The organism is Pontibacter rugosus (assembly GCF_042678745.1).
GTDB classification, from domain to species: domain Bacteria; phylum Bacteroidota; class Bacteroidia; order Cytophagales; family Hymenobacteraceae; genus Pontibacter; species Pontibacter rugosus.
In genome coordinates this window covers 1-2,443 of record NZ_JBHTLD010000369.1, presented here as the reverse complement: position 1 = coordinate 2,443, position 2,443 = coordinate 1, and the positions used below count along the sequence as shown (strand labels likewise).

The 2,443-nt window shown below is 46.7% G+C and carries 4 protein-coding genes; 2 read left to right on the top strand and 2 right to left on the bottom strand.

The window, feature by feature from the left end; translation table 11 throughout:
* Both ACFQ2O_RS21225 and ACFQ2O_RS21220 read left to right on the top strand, forming a co-directional pair.
* Positions 1-181 (top strand): hypothetical protein (locus tag ACFQ2O_RS21225; RefSeq protein ID WP_377532822.1); only part of this gene is annotated, 181 nt, incomplete at its 5' end.
* 96 nt (positions 182-277) lie between these two features.
* Positions 278-973 (top strand): TIGR02117 family protein, encoded by a 696-nt coding sequence (locus ACFQ2O_RS21220; RefSeq protein ID WP_377532820.1) that lies wholly within the window; start codon positions 278-280, stop codon positions 971-973.
* A 59-nt stretch (positions 974-1,032) separates the two neighbouring features.
* On the opposite strand, the gene ACFQ2O_RS21215 is transcribed toward ACFQ2O_RS21220, so the two are convergent.
* Together ACFQ2O_RS21215 and ACFQ2O_RS21210 are read right to left on the bottom strand one after the other, a co-directional pair.
* Positions 1,033-1,746, bottom strand: a complete 714-nt coding sequence (locus ACFQ2O_RS21215) for a pirin family protein (RefSeq protein WP_377532818.1) — start codon at positions 1,744-1,746, stop codon at positions 1,033-1,035.
* A gap of 24 nt (positions 1,747-1,770) precedes the next feature.
* The gene (locus ACFQ2O_RS21210; RefSeq protein WP_377532816.1) at positions 1,771-2,355 is read right to left on the bottom strand and encodes a nitroreductase family protein; all 585 of its coding nucleotides are present in this window, start codon (positions 2,353-2,355) and stop codon (positions 1,771-1,773) included.
* Positions 2,356-2,443 lie beyond the last annotated feature (88 nt).

The following is a 2,443-nucleotide window of genomic DNA, read 5'->3' as shown; positions in this document are numbered from 1 at the left end:
CTTACATTTGTACCCGAAACCCAATCTGGGTTTCTTCATCGCCTCTACGCGCTACCGAAAACAAATGGCTGGCTATAACACCTGCCATAGCGCAACTGCTTCTCATACCTTCAGGCACTTGCTCAAAGCCAAACTTTGTACTGATGGTAAAGTAATTGAGGTGATCTTCGATAGAAACTAAACTAACTAAACTTCACTCAGACCCGGCGCTTTGCTCCGGGTTCTGTTTTTTTATAGCCTTGCCTATAATTTCTATCCCCCATCCGTATGCACTTTTATGCAGCGCCTCTTAAATGTATTTTTTAGAACAATAGACTGGTTTTTAGCAGTAGCAACCAGTTCTGTACTTTCGTTCATTTTTCTGGCCTTTCTCCTGAGTGGCTTTCCTGTTATTAGCAGCTACGCGCAGGAACAACAGCAGTCTAAGAAGATCGAGATATTTGTAACCTCAAATGGTGTGCATACTAACCTGGTACTTCCTGTTTCCACGCCTTACATAGATTGGCGCCATAAGCTGCCGCTCCAGCAGTTTGCCCATGTAGACAGTAGCTATAAGTATGTTGCCTTTGGTTGGGGCGACAAGCGCTTCTTTATGCAAACTCCCGAATGGAAGGATATAACACCAGGCGTAGCTTTAGCTGCAGCGTTTTGGCCAACATCTACCGCTATGCACGTTACGTACATCAAAAGTAAACTAGTTGAGAACAGGCGACAACAACCTATTCTTATTACACCGGAGCAATATCAGCTGCTTATCTCTTACATTGATCGTTCCTTTGTGCAGCAGGAAAACGCTTTTCAGCATATTACAGGATCTGGCTACACACGACAAGATACCTTTTACGAAGCACATGGCAGATACCATGTGCTTAAGAACTGCAACAGCTGGGTTAACCGAGGCTTGAAAAGCATGAACCATAAATCAGCGCTATGGGCACCTGTACCTTTTGCTATTATGCGGCACCTGCGCTAAAAAGAAAAGCCCTGGCTGTACCAGGGCTCTCTCCATTAATCACTAAACACTATTATATCTTACTTCATTGGTACTTCTATCAGCAGCAGTTCAGCAGCAGCAGATGCCTTGATGCTAATGCTATCGGTTTCGCTTATACCCATGCCATCACGCTTGCCCAGTGTCTCGCCCTCTATCACCACTTCGCCCTCCAGCACAAAGGCATACACGCCATTGCCAGATTTATGCAACGTATAATTTTCGGTAAAACCGCTCTGCAGATTGCCAAGGGTAAACCAGGCATCCTGGTTAATCCAGACAGCTTTGCCATCCTTATCAGGTGAAACCACAGTTTGCAGCTTATTCACACGCTCTTCCGGGTCGAATGCCTTCTGCTCGTAGCGTGGCTGTATGTTCTGCTCTTTAGGGAACACCCAGATCTGCAAAAAGTTTACAGCATCTGTCTGTGAGCCGTTAAACTCTGAGTGGGTCAAACCACTACCAGCCGACATGATCTGTACTTCATTCGTGCGGATCACCTCTTTGGTACCCGTGCTATCCTGATGGGCCAGCGAACCTGATAACGGAATGGAAACGATTTCCATGTTGTCATGCGGGTGCGCCCCAAAGCCCATTCCTCCAGCCACCACATCATCGTTCAGCACGCGCAGCAGGCCAAAGTTCATGCGCTCGGGGTTATGGTAGCGCGAAAAGCTGAAGGTATGATGTGTATCCAGCCAGCCGTGGTTGGCATGTCCACGGGTATCAGCTCTATGTATGATTGTCTTGCTCATAATTTTTGAATTCTAAAGTATAAACTACTTCTGTGCCCACACTCCCTTAAAGGCAATCTCGTTTAGCGGTTTGCGCTGACGGGGAGCAAGTTCACGCTCTTTAAGAGCTTCTGGCAGCGATTCCGGGTCTCCTACATAGCCTACTGCTCCCATGGCAACCGGCTCAAATCCTTCCGGGATCCCCAACACGTCCTGGGCCTTAGCAGCATTAAAGCCACCCATCAGGTGCACGTGCAGGCCTAAATCTGTTGCCTGAAGCAAAATGTTCGCTGTCGCCAATCCTACGTCATGCCGGGCTATGCCGTTTGGCTGCCCGTTAAAATCGTAATTCTTCTTGGCAATGGTTACAAACAAAGCAGAAGCATGCTTTGCCCAGCTGTTACCTTCCACAAGGCAGCTAAAGAGCCTTTCGAAGTCTTCGCCGTTTTCTTTGCTTGCATAGATAAAGCGCCAAGGCTGCTCATTCATGGCAGAGGGTGCCCATCGCGCGGCCTCAAATAAAGACGCCAATTGCTCTTCACTTACAGTTTCACTACTAAAAGCTCTTGGGCTCCAACGGTTCTCGATGAGGCTATGTACTGCAATGTTTTTCTCTGTTGATGTTGCCATTTTATCTTATTTTTCTTTGATGCTGTTGCTTTATTTAACTGCTGCCAAACTTAATTGTTTTATCAGCTCAATCCATACACAAATTTAA

What these genes read in the sequence shown, in the direction of transcription:
- ACFQ2O_RS21220 (WP_377532820.1), top strand. Translation starts at nt 278, where the DNA reads ATGCAGCGCCTCTTAAATGTATTTTTTAGAACAATAGACTGGTTTTTA.
- ACFQ2O_RS21215 (WP_377532818.1), bottom strand. Translation starts at nt 1,746, where the DNA reads ATGAGCAAGACAATCATACATAGAGCTGATACCCGTGGACATGCCAAC.
- ACFQ2O_RS21210 (WP_377532816.1), bottom strand. Translation starts at nt 2,355, where the DNA reads ATGGCAACATCAACAGAGAAAAACATTGCAGTACATAGCCTCATCGAG.